This window comes from Bacillus cereus ATCC 14579, from assembly GCF_000007825.1.
GTDB classification, from domain to species: Bacteria; Bacillota; Bacilli; order Bacillales; family Bacillaceae_G; genus Bacillus_A; species Bacillus_A cereus.
Genome location: NC_004722.1, coordinates 2,933,281 through 2,950,515, shown reverse-complemented (window position 1 = coordinate 2,950,515; position 17,235 = coordinate 2,933,281). Strand labels below are relative to the sequence as shown.

Here is a 17,235-nt window from a genome sequence, read left to right as displayed (position 1 = left end):
AAATAGAAGGTGAATAGAATGAATATTTTATGGGATTTTGATGGGACGTTATTTGATACGTATCCTGCATATACAATGATGCTTTCTGAAATATTAGGTGAATCAGTAGAAAAACAAGAAATATACAAAAACTTAAAAATATCATACTCTCATGCAATTCAGTATTATAATATTTCATGCGAGCAGGAAGAAAAGATTAAAGTTTTGAAGGAGAAATTCACGCCAAAAGATATGAAACCTTTTGCAGGTGTCGAAGAGGTTTTGAAATTTGCAGATAAAAATGCGATTATGACCCATAAACATAGGGCAGGGGTTATGGACATTTTAAAATATTACGGCTGGGAAAAATACTTTGTAGATATGGTTACAATTGACGATGGCTTTCCCCGAAAGCCCAACTCTTTAGCTTATAATCATTTACATAAAAAGCATAATATTGATTTAGCTATTGGAGATAGAGAATTAGATTTATTACCTGCAAAAGAATTAGGTATTTCAACATGTATGTTTCAAGGTAATTGTGATGTAGCGGATTATTCTTTATCACATTACTCGGAGTTTTTTAAGGTAGTGAGTGATAGAGAGTTTTCTTTATAAAAAAAGTTATTAATAAAGACTGTATCTTTCATTTTAAAGGTACAGTCTTTATTTTTTAGAACTCTTTCATTTTATTCCGCAATAACGGGCAGCCTGATCGCTTCAACTAATAATCAGTGGAGGGTGAACAAAACCTCCACTGATTAAAGTTTCACTTTATTTTCTAGTATATAATAATTACTAGAGGTTAAAGAATGATCGTCCATCTTTATTAAAGAAGTAGCCAGGTTAATTGTTAGATAGAAATAAACTGAAAGATAAAGTGATAGTGTTTATCTTTTTCGCTTTAACTAAATTATGGTTATTCATGCTAATATAAACTCATAGCTATATAGAAGGGGTGGGGTTAGTATGAAAACTGAAATAGTTCCTAAAAAGAAGTACAGTATAATAAGCTATTTATCTTTACTCATCGGCATTTTGTGTTTTCTATTCGTTTTTATAACGCCAACAAGAATAGCCAATGCAGGTAATATAGTTGGAGATTATATTACAATTGCCCTGACAGGTGTAGGTATCATACTTTCAATAATCACAATGACGAAAAGAACAGAGAAGAAGGGAATTGCTATTCTTTCATTAATACTGTCCTCATCATTTTTTATATTTTGGATCATAGCAATTATCCTATTGTTTACTGGTCAAATTAGTTTTGCACCGTAATGTGTAATAAAAAGAGTCCTTCTCGTATGAAGGACTCTTTTTACTCGGTATCTTCAGGTTGATATTCTAAAATATCCCCCGGTTGGCATTCTAATGCTTTACATATTGCTTCTAAAGTTGAAAAACGGACTGCTTTTGCTTTTCCATTTTTCAAGATAGAAAGGTTAGCCATTGTAATTCCAACCTTCTCCGAAAGCTCTGTTACACTCATTTTTCTTTTCGCTAACATTACATCAATATTAATAATAATTGCCATATTATTCACCTCAGACCGTTAAATCATTTTCTGATTTTATATCTATAGCATCTTTTAATAGTCTTTGGAGAACGGCAGCAAAGACCGCGATTACCATTGAAGCAAAAATCATAATCATTCCGATAATAATAATGCCAGGGGCGTCATCTCTCTCTGCCACGAGATAGAAAAGTGGCATACCTAATACATATAATACACTAATTGCCAATGCGCTGTACTTAATATTTTTTAAAGCTTGAACAGATAACTCTGAGAATGCGTTATTTTTATCAATATAGTTTAAAAGCTTAAATGTTTGGTACAGTGCGAAGTAATAAGGTATTGCTGTTGCATATAAATTGATAAATACAAGATATTTAATATATGCAATATCTGGATATAATTCTGCAGCGAAAGCTCCTATTTTAGGGACTAAAAAAATGCACATAGCAAGAACGGGGATTCCGATCAGAATCACAACGGTCTTTAAAAAGAGTGTGGATCCTTGTTTCATAAAAAGCACCTCATTTATTTATTATCTTATTAATTTAACATGAAATTTATTGTTTAACAATAAATTTTTATTTCTTTTGATCGAGGATTTATTGTTAAACAAGTAATTAATGAAAAGGATGTTAAATCTTTTTTATAAGATAGATGATACATACCGATATTTAATAAAGGAAAGAAAGGGAAAGTAACTATTGTTAGCTTTATGAGAATTGGGAACTAATAAAACATATGTAGGTTTTGGTATGGAAAAGGAAATAGTGTGTATTTAAATGAATGCAAAGTTTATGGAGGAACAATCATGTTGAATTATGGTGTGAAGATGAAAAAGTTGCTATTAGTGGCAGCTATAATAGTAAGCGTATTAAGTATGGAAAGTATGATGAATTATCATGCGGCCAAAGCTAAGGTGAAAAAAGTAGAACATCAGCCTAAAAATATAATTATGATGGTTATGGACGGAACGAGTTCAACGGCGACAACATTGGCTCGCTGGTATAAAGGGGCACCGCTTACGTTAGATCAAATTGTAACAGGAGGAGTTCGTACGTTTTCGGCGGAATCAGCTATTACAGACTCAGCGCCAGCAGCAACAGCATTAGCAACTGGAAATAAATCAAATTCAGGATATGTAGGTGTATTACCTTCTATTGTAAGTTCGCCTAGCTTAGAGCCAATAAAAGAAGAGGACAAGTTACGGCCGGTCGCAAACGTATTAGAAGGTGCAAAACGTACTGGTCGTGCAACTGGAATTGTTGCTACATCTGAAATTCAGCATGCTACTCCGGCGGGATTCTCGGCTCACCATGTCAATCGCAAGCAATTTGACGTAATTGCGAAGCAGCAAGTATATCAAAATATAGATGTCGTATTAGGCGGGGGAAAAGCAGCGCTGCTACCTATGCAAAGTAATGGAATCCGAAAAGATGGTGAAAATTTAGTGAAGGTGATTCAAGACAAAGGATACGATTTCGTTGAAACGAAAGATGCGTTATTGAACTCCAAATCTAATAAAATTTGGGGCTCTTTCTCACATCATGCTCTTGCGTTTGATATGGATCGTATAGAAACAAACCCAGAACAACCAACACTTTCTCAAATGACAGAAAAAGCAATTCAAACATTATCAAAAGATAAAGATGGCTTCTTTTTATTCATAGAAGGTAGTAAGCCTGATTGGGCAGCCCATGCTAATGATCCAATTGGGATGATTAGTGATGTATTGGCATTTGATGAAGCGGTAGCAAAGGCGTTACAATTTGCAAAGAAAGATGGGGATACGATGCTCATCGCTTTAACTGATCATGGTAACAGCGGTATCTCTATAGGGAATATAAATACGACAAAAGGATACAATACTACACCGGTTTCTGCATACATTGATTCATTGAAAAAGGCGAAAATGACACTTGAAGGAACTATAAATAAACTGAAATCTGATTTATCAAATGTAGAAGATGTAGCTAAACTATACGGTTTGGATAATCTAACTCATGATGAAAAAGAAAAATTAAAAGCGGCAAAAAAGAAAATGGATGTAGGACGAATTCTTACTACATTATTGGCTAATCGTGCAAATATCGGCTTTACGACAGGAGGACATACAGGTGAGGATGTATTTTTACATTCTTATGGACCTCAAAAACCAGAAGGCTTAATCCAAAATACAGACATTGCGAAGACGATGGCGAAAGCGATGGGCTTTAACTTAGAAGAAGTAACGAATAAAATATTTTTAGAGAGTGAACAAGCCTTTAAGAAAATCGGTGCAACTGTAACAGCCGACAAAACCGAAGGAGCAAACCCGTTACTCGTAGTAAAACGTAATAAAGTAGAAGCACAATTATTTGGTAACAAAAATATAATTCGTATCAATGGTAAAGGGTATGAATTAGGAAGTATTATTGTAGAGAGTAATGGAAAGTGCTATGTACCAGAAGAAGCAATTCAACTATTTGTAAAGCATTCTCGTTAAAAAATTGCCAACCAGTTAAGCTAACTGGTGGCAATTTTTTGTGTTTATTCTAAATGTAAGTGTTCGAATTGTTTTGTAAAGTTTTCCATATGAGACTGGTATCAATATTAAAGGGAAAGTATAGTTTTTTCTTACATTAAAAAATTTCGTTTTGTAGAATAAGAAGTTATACATATAGTAAAGTCTAATGGGTTATCAATTAATATTTACGAAAAATATATTAATACTTTAGAATTTCTTTAATGTTCATTATTTTTTATTTAAGGTTATCCGTTATATTTATAATGTGTTTATTTCAATTTATTGTATTGAAGCTCAGTTTTATATAATTATAAAGCAATCATCAAAATAAAATCTCCACTAGAGTAAATTTATTATTTTTTTGCGGAAATTATTATGCAGTTAAGAAAACTGTAATTTATTGATTTAGAAATATATTAGAATTTAGTTGAAGAAAGAGAGAGGGAATAAAATGAATATAGTGCACTTACGTCCTAAACAGCGGTCTAAGTATCGCATTATGCTAGGGAAGTGGTATTACTCTACAAAGAGGCACATTCAGTGGTTAGCAGACGGAAAAACATATGCAAAAAGGTTCCAACAAGAAAAGCTACCTTGTACAGCAATTCAGCACCAAACAATATTACTTCGTAAGCTTAAAGATGTAGATATGTGGTATCAACAGAATAAGGTTGTTAATTTGAAAATTGCTGTTAAAAAACTAAATGGTATCGTCATTAGACCGGGAGAAACATTTTCTTACTGGCGTTTAATAGGTAAGCCAACGAGGAAAAAAGGGTATGTAGAAGGTATGGTATTACACTACGGATCTTTTCAATCAGGTATTGGAGGAGGTCTTTGTCAGCTTTCAAATTTAATATATTGGATGACTCTACATACACCACTGACAGTAACCGAACGATATCGTCATAGCTTTGATGTCTTTCCTGATTCTAGGCGAACTCAACCGTTTGGGAGTGGGGCAACTTGTTCCTATAACTATTTGGATTTACAAATTAAAAATGAAACGGATCAACCGTATCAACTTCACCTTTATATGACAGATGAACATTTAGTTGGTGAATGGAGAACAGTCTATCCGCAACTTTATCAATATGAAGTGTATGAGAAAGAACACTCAATTCAACCTGCATACTGGGGCGGTTATATACGACATAATGTGATTCAACGTAAAGTATATAATCTACAGAAACAGTTAATAGAAGATCAATATGTAACAGAGAATCACGCTATAATGATGTACGAACCACTATTAGCTTGTAATAATGAGAATAGTGAGTAATATGGTAACCCATAGATTAAATAGTATAGAGAATATTTAATTCTTATTTTTACTAAAAAAGTTCACTGTTATTTATAGGTGAGTTTGTTTTTCTATCGTATGTATTTCACCCTGCATAAAAAATATTTCTCAACATTTTATTTGTTGAAAAAGATTGAATATTCGTATTATAACGAATATTATGTTGTTATCGGCAAAAAACGATAATTTGCAGACACTGGGGAGGAAATACATTGAAAAAGAAAAAGAAATTAAAACCATTAGCGGTATTAACAACAGCAGCAGTACTAAGTAGTACGTTTGCTTTTGGAGGTCACGCAGCGCATGCTGAGACACCAACATCATCTCTACCAATAGATGAGCACTTAATACCGGAGGAGCGCTTGGCTGAAGCGCTAAAACAACGGGGGGTAATTGATCAATCTGCATCGCAAGCTGAGACGTCAAAGGCTGTCGAAAAATATGTTGAGAAAAAGAAAGGGGAAAACCCTGGGAAAGAAATTTTAACAGGAGATAGTCTTACGCAAGAAGCTTCTGATTTTATGAAAAAAGTAAAAGATGCAAAAATGAAGGGAAATGAACAGGCGCAGCAGCCTGAAGTAAGCCCAGTAGCTGGACAAGGTGCAGCATTGAACCCTGGGAAATTAAATGGAAAAGTACCTACTACATCAGCGAAGCAAGAAGAATACAATGGAGCTGTTCGAAAAGATAAAGTACTTGTTTTACTTGTAGAATTTAGCGATTTTAAGCATAACAATATTGATCAAGAGCCAGGATACATGTATTTTAAAGACTTTAATGGTGAACATTATCAAAAAATGTTATTTGGTGATGAACCATTTACTTTATTTGATGGATCGAAGATTAACACATTTAAGCAATATTATGAAGAACAATCTGGTGGTAGCTACACAGTTGATGGGACTGTAACAGAATGGCTTACTGTTCCAGGAAAAGCATCAGATTATGGTGCTGATGCGGGTACTGGGCATGATAACAAGGGGCCTTTAGGACCAAAAGATTTTGTGAAAGAAGCATTAAAAGCAGCGGTAGCAAAAGGAATCAATTTAGCAGACTATGACCAATTTGATCAATACGATCAAGATGGTGATGGAAATAAAAATGAGCCAGATGGCATTATTGATCATTTAATGGTTGTACATGCTGGCGTTGGTCAAGAAGCTGGCGGCGGTAAATTGAAAGATGATGCGATTTGGTCACATCGTTCAAAACTAGGTTCAAAACCATATGCAATTGATGGCACGAAATCTTCTGTTTCGAACTGGGGCGGAAAGATGGCTGCATATGATTATACAATCGAGCCTGAAGACGGGGCAGTTGGTGTGTTTGCACATGAGTATGGCCATGATTTAGGCTTACCAGATGAATATGATACAAAGTACTCAGGACAAGGTGAACCTGTTGAGTCATGGTCTATTATGAGTGGTGGTAGCTGGGCTGGAAAAATTGCAGGAACAGAGCCAACGAGTTTCTCACCACAAAATAAAGAATTTTTCCAAAAGAATATGAAGGGGAACTGGGCGAATATCCTTGAAGTAGATTATGACAAACTTAGCAAAGGAATCGGTGTTGCGACATATGTAGATCAAAGTACTACAAAATCTAAACGACCTGGAATCGTTCGTGTTAACTTGCCGGACAAAGATATAAAAAATATCGAATCAGCGTTTGGTAAGAAGTTCTATTACAGTACAAAAGGAAATGACATTCATACAACACTTGAGACACCAGTATTTGACTTAACAAATGCAAAGGATGCTAAGTTCGATTATAAGGCATTTTACGAACTTGAAGCGAAGTATGATTTCCTTGACGTATATGCGATTGCAGAAGATGGAACGAAGACACGCATTGATAGAATGGGCGAAAAAGATGTAAAAGGCGGCGCGGATACAACTGATGGTAAGTGGGTTGATAAATCATACGATTTAAGCCAATTCAAAGGAAAAAAAGTAAAACTGCAATTTGAGTACTTAACAGATATTGCAGTAGCTTATAAAGGGTTTGCGTTAGATAATGCAGCATTAACTGTAGATGGAAAAGTTGTTTTCTCTGATGATGCAGAAGGTCAGCCAGCAATGACGTTAAAAGGCTTTACTGTGTCTAACGGATTTGAACAGAAAAAACATAATTACTATGTAGAGTGGAGAAATTACGCTGGTTCTGACACTGCGTTACAACATGCACGTGGTCCAGTATTTAATACAGGAATGGTTGTATGGTATGCGGATCAAAGCTTTACAGATAACTGGGTAGGCGTTCATCCAGGTGAAGGGTTCTTAGGAGTAGTAGATTCTCATCCAGAGGCAATTGTAGGGACATTAAACGGACAACCTACTGTGAAGAGCAGTACGCGTTACCAAATTGCCGATGCGGCATTCTCATTTGATCAAACACCAGCATGGAAAGTAAATTCACCAACTCGCGGTATCTTCGATTATAAAGGATTACCAGGAGTGGCAAAATTTGATGATTCTAAGCAATACATCAACAGCATTATTCCTGATGCAGGACGTAAGTTACCGAAACTAGGACTGAAGTTTGAAGTGGTAGGCCAAGCTGAAGACAAGTCTGCAGGTGCAGTGTGGCTTCATCGATAAAATAAGGTAAAACGAAGAGGAGCTGCGATAAGTCGGTGAAACTGACTTATCGCAGCTTTTTTCTTCTTGTGAAAAAACTTGCTGTTTTTTTATGTACTTATTGGAAAAATTCGAAGTTTCTTTTATAAATAAAATACTCCGCCTGTCCAATTATAGAAGCTATTTTGGGCGTAAGTAATTTGTAAGTAATGAGTAAGAAAAAAGAGATTTTCATAGTATATAATATTTATTATAGCTACTTTTAACACCTGATACTAACAGTGTGCTATAATATGAATTAGCAACAAAAAGGAAAGGAATTAGAACAATGACCTTAGAAAATACTAAAAATTTAAAAAAACAAGTTGCTCCTTTTGAAAAATCAACGATTAAAAAAAGTGTTTGGCAACTGATCAACACAATCGTGCCATTTATTATTTTATGGTACCTTGCTTATAAAAGTTTGTCAGTTTCTTATTGGTTAACATTAGTTCCAGCACTGTTAGCCGCTGGATTTATGACAAGAATTTTCATTATTTTTCATGATTGCACCCATTATTCGTTCTTTAAAAGTCGACGTGCAAATAGAATAGTTGGAACGTGTATGGGTGTTTTAACATTATTCCCATTTGATCAGTGGGGGCATGAACATTCTATTCACCACGCTACGAGTGGTAATTTGGATAAGAGGGGTACAGGGGATATTTGGACGCTTACAGTTGATGAATATGTAGCTGCACCATTTAGACTTCGTTTAGCATATCGCTTATATCGCAATCCATTCGTTATGTTTGGATTAGGTCCGATTTATGTTTTCTTGCTTAAAAATAGATTTAACCGAAAAGGTGCAAGGCAGAAAGAACGTATGAATACTTATTTGACGAATATTATAATTGTTGCTGTAGTAGCTATACTTTGCTGGGCAATTGGGTGGCAATCGTTTCTGTTAGTACATGGTACTATATTCTTAATAGCAGGTTCAGTAGGGATTTGGCTGTTTTACGTACAGCACACATTTGAAGATTCTTATTTTGAAGAGGATAAAGATTGGGAATATGTGAAAGCGGCAGTGGAAGGAAGTTCTTTTTATAAGCTTCCTAAAATTTTGCAATTCTTAACTGGTAATATTGGATTCCATCATGTTCACCATTTAAGCCCAAGGGTACCTAACTATAAACTAGAAGAGGCACACAATAATACGCTTCCGTTAAAAAATGTACCAACGATTACGCTTGCTACAAGCTTACAATCACTACGTTTCCGTCTTTGGGATGAGAAAAGTAACAATTTTGTTAGCTTTAAAGATGTCAAAAATATAATTAAAAATAATGTTTCTGTTCGAGTGAAATCTGAACTATAATTGCATCGTATATAAAACTCCCCTTAATCATTTTCGATTTAAGGGGAGTTTGTGTTTAAAGAGTAGATGCCAGACCAGATAAGAGGAAAATTTACATAATTCAAATTGTAATTGAAGCAGATTAGGAATTGCTCGTACGTAAGTACAAATATAAGATGACAGTAAATGCATTATGTTAACAAATTCATAGTAAAAGGGGGGATCGTACAACATTATATCCAAAAATAAGAAAAGACTTGAACGAAAATTCCATTCATTTTTCTTGGTGTTCCGCATTCCATACACTTAAATAGGACGCATATTCTAATTCATCTGGATTCTCATGTAACATAGAAATGAATTCTAATTTGTTTCCATCACAATCTAGAAAGTATACACTTGCAGCAGGCATCCACCTTTGGACAATTGGCTCTTGATTTCCTTTTCCTTGACTTCCTATCACTGCTATTCCACGTTCCTCTAGCCACGCTTTAGAAGTCATTAAAAACTCTAAATTTACACCAAAAGCAAAATGTCTCGGCTCAAAGTCTTCAATGTTATGTACTTCCCATAGTCCAAGCATTTGTTGTTTATTTTCTCCGACCCAAAAGAAAGCCACTCTTCTTTTGGAGAGTTTTCTTGCTAACGTTAATCCTAGCTTGTTTTGATAGAAATTTATTGCCTTCTCTAAATTTCTTACATGTAAATGAGTTTCGTATATGTTCTGTATTATTATGATCATTCCTTTCTTTCTTTCTTTCTTTATTGGTAACTACCAATTCAATAGTGAATATAATTCTAAAGTTGAAATATGTATAAGCCTAGTAATGTACATCTATATCCGATATACCTATTTACTATTATATTGAAATTGGAATGTGATAAATCCCACTGAGGTAGTAAGTGTTTAAATGAACACTCTACTACTTTTGTAGGAAAGGGGATATATTCATTAAATTCAGATGAAATCATATTAAAATGATGAAAAAAGACCACACATGAAGTGAAACGCCATGTGTAGTCTTTTATGTATAGTCAAATATTACGAAGTCTCGCTAATTTTAGTTTCACTATGAGTGTTAGTAGAATTTCTTTTCTTAACTTTAAAGTGATAGTAAGTGTAGCAAAAGATGATAAATGGGACAGTGCAATAGATTCCAAGTCGTTGTTCTGGGATAAAAATAAGACTGATTAATATAATGCCATACAATCCAAAACCAAGAATTGGTACGAGTGGATAAAGTGGCGTTTTAAATTTTAAGTCTTCTAATTTTCCGCCGTCTGCTAAATAATGTTTGCGGAAAAAGAATTGAGAAACACAAATTGACATCCAAACAATAATGGTAATGACTCCGGAAATTGAAATGAGCCACAAGTAAACAGTTTCAGCAGCTACTACACTTGTCAAAAGAGAAAAAGCAGAAATAGCTATTGTCATGATTAAAGCGTTGAGAGGAATCCCACGTGATGATAATTTCTTTAAAAATGCTGGAGCCATTTCGTTTTTTGATAAAGACCAAAGCATTCGAGTAGCAGCGTATAGTCCTGAGTTTGCGACAGAAAGAACAGCAGTAAGAATAACAAAGTTCATAATATCAGCTGCATATGGAATACCGATATTATCAAAAACAGCAACGAATGGACTCTTTGTTAATCCAGCTTCTTCCCAAGGAATTAAAGCAACAAGAACAAAGATTGCTAAGACGAAGAAAAACATTGTGCGCCATATAATATTTCTAATAGAACGAGGTAAAGTTTTTGCTGGATCTTCACTTTCACCTGCTGCGATTCCGACAAGCTCTGTACCTTGGAAGGAATAATTGACTGTAACCATTGTTAATAGAATAGCTGCAAGTCCATTCGGAAATAAACCACCATGATTTACGAAATTTGAAAGAAGTGGAGCTGGTTCATCGCCTTTTAAATCAATAAAACCGAACATAGCGGCGCCACCAAGAAGTATAAAAGCTATAATGGCAGATACTTTTATACTTGAAAACCAAAATTCTGTTTCTGCATAACTACGAGCAGATAATGCGTTAATAGTGAAGATGGTAACGCCAAATATTAAACACCAAACCCAAACAGGAATATCAGGAAACCAGCGCTGCATTGTAATACCGGCAGTTGTAAATTCAAGACCGGTCGTATTCGCCCAGCTTAACCAATACAACCATCCGATTGTAAAGCCAGTTGCAGGATTGATAAATTTAGTAGCATATTCCTGAAAGGAACCTGAAACAGGCATGGCTACAGCAAGTTCACCAAGACATAGCATAACGAAATACATTAATAATCCACCAGCAATAAAGGCAAGTACGGATCCACCAGGTCCAGCCTGACTTATAATAAAGCCAGATCCGTTAAATAACCCGGTTCCAATCACACCACCGAGTGCAATCATGAATAAGTGTCTACTTTTCATCGTACGTTTTAATTCATTGTTTGTATTGCTTACTTGCGCCATTGTTTTCCTCACTTTCGTAGTTGATAGAATAACGTTTGATGTTTTTCCGTATTATGGAATGTATTCCGTGATGTGAAATCTTGTTATAATTTTCAGATAATTAAAAAGAAAAGTCAATATTTTTTTGTTTGCGTTTTCAATTCGTTGTTAGTGATATGTTTTTATTGTTAGAAAATTAAATAAATATATTGATTTCATTTCGAATGTTTGCTAAATTGATAGTTAATTAAGCGTACTAACATATTACGAGTAAAGTTGAGGCGAGTTATGGTACAGTCCATTGATCGAGCGATAAGTATTATTAAATTATTGAATTCTACAAATGAAAAAGAGTATTGGGCTATTTCTGATATAGCTGATGGAACACATCTCCCGGTTAGTACAGTACATAGATTACTTAACTCTCTAATGGAGCATGGGTTAGTTACACAAATTACAGAGACAAAACAGTACAAAATTGGACCAATGTGGATGGAAATAGGGTTGCGTCAATTGGAGAAGGTAGACTATAGATCTGTTGCAAGAGAAGTGATGAAACGTTTGGCTTCTGAAGTGGAAGAAAGTGTCTATTTGAATATTCCAAACGGAACACATTCTATTATCATTGAAAGAATTGATAGTCCTTTAAAAATTCGAGTTATCGATAATCTAGGAGAACAAATTCCACTTTCAATTGGTGCTGCAAATAAAACGATGCTTGCCAATATGAAAACGAATGAAATGGAACATATTGTAGAGTATTTACTTCCTTCATTACCAGAACAAAAGCAAATTCTTCTTAATCAAATAAAGCAAATAAAAAATGAAGGATATGCTGTCAGTTATGGTGAAAAAACAGAAGGGACAGCTTCAGTAGCTGCACCTATTATCGGATTTAATCATAAAGTAGTAGGAGCATTAAGTGTTGGGTTAATTAGTCATCGTATTAATGATGATCGACTATCTTTTCTTATTAGCAAGGTAAAACAAGCGGCTCATGAAATATCAATAAAAATCGGCAGTACATCAGAACTATAATTTTGATAGCTGTCGTCATCTTTTTATTCATATACTGGAATTAGTTTTCATAATGCGAGAAAATAGGGGGATTTATATGTCAAAGTGGCAATCAAAAGAACAATTGGTTCAATTATTAAGCAGTCTTGTTGAAATTCCTAGTATTACCGGTTCAGAAGCTGAAGTAATATTGCCAGACTTTGTTGTGGAACAATTATCTGACTTACAGTATTTCAAACAAAACCCGCACCATTTGCAAAAAAATCCGACAGGGGACGGACGATATTTTGTTACAGCACTAGTAAAGAAAAGCGATAGTACAAAAAATACTGTAATTCTAGTAAGTCACTTTGATGTTGTAGATGTACAAGATTACGGAATGTGGAAAGAAGATGCATTTAATCCTAAAAAGTTAACATCTATGTTTTATTCTCATAAAGATGAACTTCCAGACCATGTACGTGAAGATATAGAACATGGAGAATGGCTGTTTGGTAGAGGAACAATGGATATGAAATGCGGCCTCGCATTACAAATGGCAATGATTGAGCAAGCTTGCGAAGAAAGATTTGATGGGAATGTTCTTTTATTGGCTGTACCAGATGAAGAAGTAAACTCTGTAGGGATGAGAGCTGCTGTTCCAAGATTACTAGAGTTAGCAAGAGAACATGATTTAGAGTATAAAACGGTACTAAACTCAGAGCCTATGTTTTCAAGACATCCTGGTGACCAAAATAAGTATATTTACACTGGCTCTATTGGTAAAGTGTTACCTGGTTTTCTTTGCTACGGAAAAGAGACACATGTAGGTGAACCTTTTGCAGGGTTAAATGGGAGTTATATGGCTTCATTAATAACAGCAGAATTAGAGTTAAACACAGACCTTTGTGATATTGTAGAAGGGGAAGCGAGTCCTCCGCCAACTAACTTACTTCAAAGGGACTTAAAAGAGGATTATTCTGTACAAATTCCGCATCGTGCAGTTACATTATTTAATTTGTTTTTATTAGAAAAATCAATGACAGATGTAGTTTCATTGTTACGTCAAAAAGTAACGAAAGTAGCAGAGAAAATAGAAGAGTCGTATGAAAAACATGCATATCGTTTTTCTAAATATAATCCATTTATACCACCTAATCTCAAAGTAAATGTATTAACTTATGAAGAGCTTATCACATATGCAATTGAGCAACATGGACGAGGAAAAATAAATCATATTCAATCTAATATTATAAAAAATAGAGGAGATAAAGATGATCGTGCGGTAACCATTGATTTAGTAGATAAATTAGCGATTTTATGTAAAGAAAAGGCACCGATGATTGTACTTTTCTTCGCTCCGCCGTACTATCCAGCTGTGAGTTCACGCAACAATCCTTTAATAAAAGAGGTAGTTGTAGAAATGGAAAAGTATGCACACTACAATCATAAAATTACATTTGAAAACCAAAATTATTTTGGGGGGATTTCAGATTTAAGTTATGTAGGCTTGCAGTATCCACTGGATTCAATGAGTTCGCTTGTAGACAATATGCCATTATGGGATAAAGGTTATTCAATTCCGCTTCAGGAATTAGAAGAGTTTGATGTTCCAGTATTAAATATGGGGCCGGTAGGAAAAGATGCACATCAATGGACAGAACGTCTAGATGTAAACTACGCATTTGAAACGCTATTAGATATGTTACCGAAGTGCATTGAAAAATTATTAGTTTCTAATAAAATTACACAATCATAGTAGGGAATAGGTAAGGGATAAAACAGAACCTGTAAAGAAGATTTGAATAAAATTATTTTAATATAATTAAAACTGAAACGGCCAAACTCAATTATATATGAGTTTGGCCGTTTATCATGTAGTGAATTTCTAATTAAATTCATATGAATTCATAGCTAACGCGATCTCTTTTACAGTTTTACTTTTTAGTTTGACCAGATAGTTCAACAGACTTTTGCGTACAACGCTGCATAGCTGAAATAATCGCTGTTCTCAGTCCTTTTTCCTCCAATGTTGCTACAGCTTCTATTGTCGTTCCGCCAGGAGAACAAACCATATCTTTCAATTCACCTGGATGTATTCCTGTTTCTAGTACCATTTTTGCAGAGCCTAACACAGCTTGAGCAGCGAATTTATATGCTTGATTTCTTGGCATACCATCTAGTACAGCAGCATCTGCCATCGCTTCTATAATCATATATACATAAGCTGGTGAAGAACCACTTACAGATGTTACAACATCCATTAATTTTTCACTTACGATCTCTGTTTGACCAAAACTATTGAAAATGTTTAGTACATCTTCTAAATCTTTTTCTGTCACCATTTCATTCGGGCATAATGCAGACATTCCTTCTCCAACAAGAGCAGGAGTATTAGGCATTACCCTTACAACCTTTACTTTTTTATTAAAGGCATTTTCAGTACTTTCAATACTTTTCCCAGCAGCGATCGTAACGATGATAGCATCGTTTTTGATTATTTCTTTTATTTCATTAATTATTGACGCGTATAGGTCTGGTTTGATTGATAAAATTAAAATATCAGCATTTTTAGCTACTTCATTGTTGTCGGTAGTTGTAGTTAGCCCATATTTTTCACTAGCATTTTTTAAATTAGCAGTGTTTAAATCTGAACAAATAATTTGATTTGAAGACACTATATTTTTGTTTATCATTCCGCCAATCATAGCCATTCCCATATTTCCGCAACCGATGAATCCAATTTGTTTATCCATAATAACTCAATCTTGCTCCTTTTATAATCAATTATATCTGTTTGATATTATTTTATTATAGTGAGAATAAGAATAACATCCCTGTGCAATATAAAGAAACATTCTAAGAGAATATATTCCTTTTTGCAACACTAAAAGATAAAAATTAATTATATTCGACATTATGTAAATATATACACTATAATGTAAGGTTTTATGTTTATGAATATGAGTTAAACTTATATCATTTTGTATTTTCATTTAGTAGGGCGATAATTTCATACAAATAACTTGCGGCTCTATTTATTTTTAAAAATACCTCTTGACACCGAATCGAACTATATCGCATAATATAAAAAAATTAGATTGAAAATCGTTGAAGGGAACTAGTACATATGTCTTCTTGCGAAAGAGAGTGGAATTCACCGGCTGAAAGATTCCTCGTATAGAATATATCGAACCTATCCCTGAGTCTTAAATGAAAGTTTAGGCGTTCGCCTGCGTTATAGGCACCAAGTGGATATCTATGTATATCAATTAAGGTGGTACCGCGGAACAATGACCGTTTCGTCCTTTTTATTTTATTAAGGGCGAAGCGGTCATTTTTATTTTGCTCTTAAATACCTCATTGCAGCATTGATGAGAATAGATATAGTTACAAAGTGAATGAAGTGTAATTTATAAAAAACTTTGATTTTAGACTTGGGGGATAAAAAAGTGAAAAAACAACGAGTTGTTGTAAAGATTGGGAGTAGTTCCTTGGCAGATAGTCACGGAGGCATCTCTACAGAACAGCTTTCAGATCACGTTGCCGCATTGGCTCGGTTGAAAGAAGATGGGCACGAGGTTGTGTTAATTACATCTGGAGCCGTCGCTGCAGGTTTTTCAGCGCTAGGATATCCTAGCAGACCTGTAACGATTAAAGGGAAACAGGCTGCAGCAGCTGTCGGACAAAGTTTGTTAATGCAGGCGTACACGGAGGAATTCCGTAAATATGGCATCGTTACTGCGCAACTTTTGCTGACGAGAAGTGATTTTTCTAGAAAAGAACAATATAGTAATGCTTACGCTACGTTAGGAGAATTATTAAACCGCTCCGCTCTTCCAATTATTAATGAAAATGATTCCATCTCCTTAGAGGAGCTGACGTTCGGTGATAATGATATGCTGTCAGCTTTAGTAAGCGGGCTTGTTTCGGCGGATATGCTTATGATCTTTACGGATGTGAACGGGTTATATGACAAAAATCCTCAGAAAAATGCGGATGCAAAAAAATATTATTTTCTTCCTGAAGTTACGGAAGAAATTTCTTCTCTTGCAGGAGATGCTGGCTCAAAACTTGGGACTGGCGGTATGAAATCAAAAATCGATGCTGCAAAGACAGCGCTCTCTCTTGGTGTGAGTGTATTTATCGGAACAGGACGTGGACAGGAAAAGTTTGTAAATGTTTTGAAGGGTAAGGGTGATGGAACGTATGTTGGTAATGCTCCTCAAAAAGAAATGAAGATGAACAAGCAATGGATTGCCTTACATTCGCTTGTTAGCGGACAAATTGAAGTAGATGCTGGGGCAGCTACTGCCATCATTCAGCATGGTAAGAGTTTACTTCCAGCTGGAGTTACGAATGTATCAAGATTTTTCCAAGTGGGTGAAGTTGTAGAGGTTGTAACGCAACAAGGGCGCGTAATAGGAAAAGGACAATGCACATATAGCGCAGAGGAACTAATAGATGTAAAAGGTATGCAAAGCCAAGATATTCAAGTAAGAGGCGAGAGACATAGTTATGAAGTCATCCATAGGGATCATTGGGTTTCACTTTAAAAAGGAGGAAATAAA

14 protein-coding genes and 1 other annotated feature are annotated in these 17,235 nt (G+C 34.8%); of the genes, 9 read left to right on the top strand and 5 right to left on the bottom strand.

Features of this window, described 5'->3' with window-relative positions; genetic code table 11:
• The first annotated feature begins 18 nt into the window (after positions 1–18).
• Both BC_RS14960 and BC_RS14955 read left to right on the top strand, forming a co-directional pair.
• Positions 19–597, top strand: coding sequence for an HAD-IA family hydrolase (locus tag BC_RS14960; RefSeq protein ID WP_001024248.1), 579 nt, complete (start codon positions 19–21; stop codon positions 595–597).
• 351 nt (positions 598–948) lie between these two features.
• Positions 949–1,260: a hypothetical protein gene (locus tag BC_RS14955; protein WP_000845555.1), complete on the top strand. Its 312-nt coding sequence runs from the start codon at positions 949–951 to the stop codon at positions 1,258–1,260.
• A 40-nt stretch (positions 1,261–1,300) separates the two neighbouring features.
• On the opposite strand, the gene BC_RS14950 is transcribed toward BC_RS14955, so the two are convergent.
• Complete coding sequence (locus tag BC_RS14950) at positions 1,301–1,516, bottom strand: helix-turn-helix domain-containing protein (protein ID WP_000974619.1); 216 nt, start codon at positions 1,514–1,516, stop codon at positions 1,301–1,303.
• 10 nt (positions 1,517–1,526) lie between these two features.
• The gene (locus BC_RS14945; RefSeq protein ID WP_000809113.1) at positions 1,527–2,009 is read right to left on the bottom strand and encodes a DUF2975 domain-containing protein; all 483 of its coding nucleotides are present in this window, start codon (positions 2,007–2,009) and stop codon (positions 1,527–1,529) included.
• A gap of 297 nt (positions 2,010–2,306) precedes the next feature.
• On the opposite strand from BC_RS14945, the gene BC_RS14940 reads away from it, so the two are divergent.
• The 4 genes from BC_RS14940 (at position 2,307) to BC_RS14925 (ending at position 9,243) form a co-directional block, all read left to right on the top strand.
• Positions 2,307–3,980, top strand: a complete 1,674-nt coding sequence (locus BC_RS14940; protein WP_000935911.1) for an alkaline phosphatase — start codon at positions 2,307–2,309, stop codon at positions 3,978–3,980.
• A 472-nt stretch (positions 3,981–4,452) separates the two neighbouring features.
• Positions 4,453–5,283, top strand: coding sequence for a VanW family protein (locus BC_RS14935; RefSeq protein ID WP_001028237.1), 831 nt, complete (start codon positions 4,453–4,455; stop codon positions 5,281–5,283).
• 233 nt (positions 5,284–5,516) lie between these two features.
• Positions 5,517–7,904 carry an immune inhibitor A domain-containing protein gene (locus tag BC_RS14930; protein WP_000727443.1) on the top strand — a complete coding sequence of 796 codons (2,388 nt, stop codon included), beginning with the start codon at positions 5,517–5,519 and terminating at the stop codon, positions 7,902–7,904.
• Between the two features lie 307 nt (positions 7,905–8,211).
• Positions 8,212–9,243, top strand: coding sequence for a fatty acid desaturase (locus tag BC_RS14925; protein WP_000171504.1), 1,032 nt, complete (start codon positions 8,212–8,214; stop codon positions 9,241–9,243).
• Positions 9,244–9,496: 253 nt separating this feature from the next.
• On the opposite strand, the gene BC_RS14920 is transcribed toward BC_RS14925, so the two are convergent.
• Together BC_RS14920 and BC_RS14915 are read right to left on the bottom strand one after the other, a co-directional pair.
• Positions 9,497–9,955, bottom strand: a complete 459-nt coding sequence (locus BC_RS14920) for a VOC family protein (RefSeq protein ID WP_025687456.1) — start codon at positions 9,953–9,955, stop codon at positions 9,497–9,499.
• 309 nt (positions 9,956–10,264) lie between these two features.
• The gene (locus BC_RS14915) at positions 10,265–11,689 is read right to left on the bottom strand and encodes an amino acid permease (RefSeq protein WP_000079993.1); all 1,425 of its coding nucleotides are present in this window, start codon (positions 11,687–11,689) and stop codon (positions 10,265–10,267) included.
• A gap of 267 nt (positions 11,690–11,956) precedes the next feature.
• On the opposite strand from BC_RS14915, the gene BC_RS14910 reads away from it, so the two are divergent.
• Positions 11,957–12,706 (top strand): IclR family transcriptional regulator, encoded by a 750-nt coding sequence (locus BC_RS14910; RefSeq protein ID WP_000250758.1) that lies wholly within the window; start codon positions 11,957–11,959, stop codon positions 12,704–12,706.
• A 76-nt stretch (positions 12,707–12,782) separates the two neighbouring features.
• Positions 12,783–14,423, top strand: a complete 1,641-nt coding sequence (locus BC_RS14905; protein WP_000049572.1) for a M20/M25/M40 family metallo-hydrolase — start codon at positions 12,783–12,785, stop codon at positions 14,421–14,423.
• 178 nt (positions 14,424–14,601) lie between these two features.
• On the opposite strand, the gene proC is transcribed toward BC_RS14905, so the two are convergent.
• Complete coding sequence (gene proC / locus BC_RS14900; RefSeq protein ID WP_000360723.1) at positions 14,602–15,420, bottom strand: pyrroline-5-carboxylate reductase; 819 nt, start codon at positions 15,418–15,420, stop codon at positions 14,602–14,604.
• A 346-nt stretch (positions 15,421–15,766) separates the two neighbouring features.
• Positions 15,767–15,977, top strand: a binding site (T-box leader).
• Between the two features lie 139 nt (positions 15,978–16,116).
• Here proC and proB point away from each other — a divergent pair.
• Entirely contained in the window at positions 16,117–17,220 is a 1,104-nt protein-coding gene (gene proB / locus BC_RS14895) for a glutamate 5-kinase (protein ID WP_000744805.1), read from the top strand.
• The last annotated feature ends 15 nt before the right edge of the window (positions 17,221–17,235 follow it).

Bases quoted from the DNA above. Each gene is read 5' to 3' on its own strand.
- BC_RS14960 (WP_001024248.1), top strand. From the start codon at position 19: ATGAATATTTTATGGGATTTTGATGGGACGTTATTTGATACGTATCCT.
- BC_RS14955 (WP_000845555.1), top strand. From the start codon at position 949: ATGAAAACTGAAATAGTTCCTAAAAAGAAGTACAGTATAATAAGCTAT.
- BC_RS14950 (WP_000974619.1), bottom strand. From the start codon at position 1,516: ATGGCAATTATTATTAATATTGATGTAATGTTAGCGAAAAGAAAAATG.
- BC_RS14945 (WP_000809113.1), bottom strand. From the start codon at position 2,009: ATGAAACAAGGATCCACACTCTTTTTAAAGACCGTTGTGATTCTGATC.
- BC_RS14940 (WP_000935911.1), top strand. From the start codon at position 2,307: ATGTTGAATTATGGTGTGAAGATGAAAAAGTTGCTATTAGTGGCAGCT.
- BC_RS14935 (WP_001028237.1), top strand. From the start codon at position 4,453: ATGAATATAGTGCACTTACGTCCTAAACAGCGGTCTAAGTATCGCATT.
- BC_RS14925 (WP_000171504.1), top strand. From the start codon at position 8,212: ATGACCTTAGAAAATACTAAAAATTTAAAAAAACAAGTTGCTCCTTTT.
- BC_RS14915 (WP_000079993.1), bottom strand. From the start codon at position 11,689: ATGGCGCAAGTAAGCAATACAAACAATGAATTAAAACGTACGATGAAA.
- BC_RS14910 (WP_000250758.1), top strand. From the start codon at position 11,957: ATGGTACAGTCCATTGATCGAGCGATAAGTATTATTAAATTATTGAAT.
- BC_RS14905 (WP_000049572.1), top strand. From the start codon at position 12,783: ATGTCAAAGTGGCAATCAAAAGAACAATTGGTTCAATTATTAAGCAGT.
- proC (WP_000360723.1), bottom strand. From the start codon at position 15,420: ATGGATAAACAAATTGGATTCATCGGTTGCGGAAATATGGGAATGGCT.